The sequence below is a fragment of the Thiomicrorhabdus heinhorstiae genome (genome assembly GCF_013391765.2).
GTDB lineage: Bacteria > Pseudomonadota > Gammaproteobacteria > Thiomicrospirales > Thiomicrospiraceae > Thiomicrorhabdus > Thiomicrorhabdus heinhorstiae.
The window spans coordinates 1-879 of sequence record NZ_JACBGI020000051.1 but is presented as its reverse complement, the minus strand read 5'-3'; the positions used below and the strand labels follow the sequence as shown (position 1 = coordinate 879).

Below are 879 nucleotides of genomic sequence, written 5' to 3'. Positions count from 1 at the left end.
AAAAACTTTAAAAACAAATACATACACAAACACAAGCGTGAATATATCACAAGGGAGAAAGATCATGTCAATGGTGATTAATACAAATATGGGTTCACTAAACGCAGTACGTTTATTGGATCAGTCCAGCAAAGAACAATCGCTGGCAATGGAAAAATTGACCTCAGGTCTACGAATTAACAAAGCGGCAGATGATGCAGCCGGCTTAGCGGTCGCAACCAAAATGGATACTCAGATCCGTGGAACGGATCAAGCGATTCAAAATGCGAACGATGGAATCTCACTGGTACAAACACTGGACGGTGCCACCGAAGAAGTGGTCGGCATGTTGCAGCGTATGCGTGAGCTAGGTGTTCAGTCGATTAATGGAACCTACAACGCGGAAAACCGCGCGCAGATGAACGAAGAATTTACTCAGCTGCAAAACGAAATCGACCGAATCGCCAATACAACTAAATTTAACGAAACGTCATTGATGAACGGTTCGAACACTGCGGTACTGGTACATGTCGGCTGGAATGTCGGAGCGGACAATAAAATCAGCATCGGCCTGACGGATTTCAATGTTTCAGCATTGAACACCGACACAAACGTGTCGTTGGGAACCGTTACTGCCGCATCGGCGGCGGTACAGACAATCGATCAGGATCTATCGAACCTGAACCTGCAACGTGCGAAATGGGGTGCCTTGCAAAACCGATTGGAATCCACGGTTTCGAACTTGACGAACGTAAATGAAAATATGACTTCGGCGAAATCACGCATCCTGGATGCGGACTTTGCGAAAGAGAGTGCCAACCTGGCCAGAACCCAAGTGTTGCAACAAGCCGGAATGAGCATGTTGAGCCAGGCGAACCAGCAGTCACAAAATGTGATGTC

At 46.9% G+C, this 879-nt stretch carries 1 protein-coding gene; it reads left to right on the top strand.

Annotation, left to right across the window (positions count from 1 at the left end):
* Positions 1-64: 64 nt before the first annotated feature.
* On the top strand, positions 65-879 hold an 815-nt coding region (locus tag H8792_RS12320; protein ID WP_185979298.1), incomplete at its 3' end, for a flagellin N-terminal helical domain-containing protein.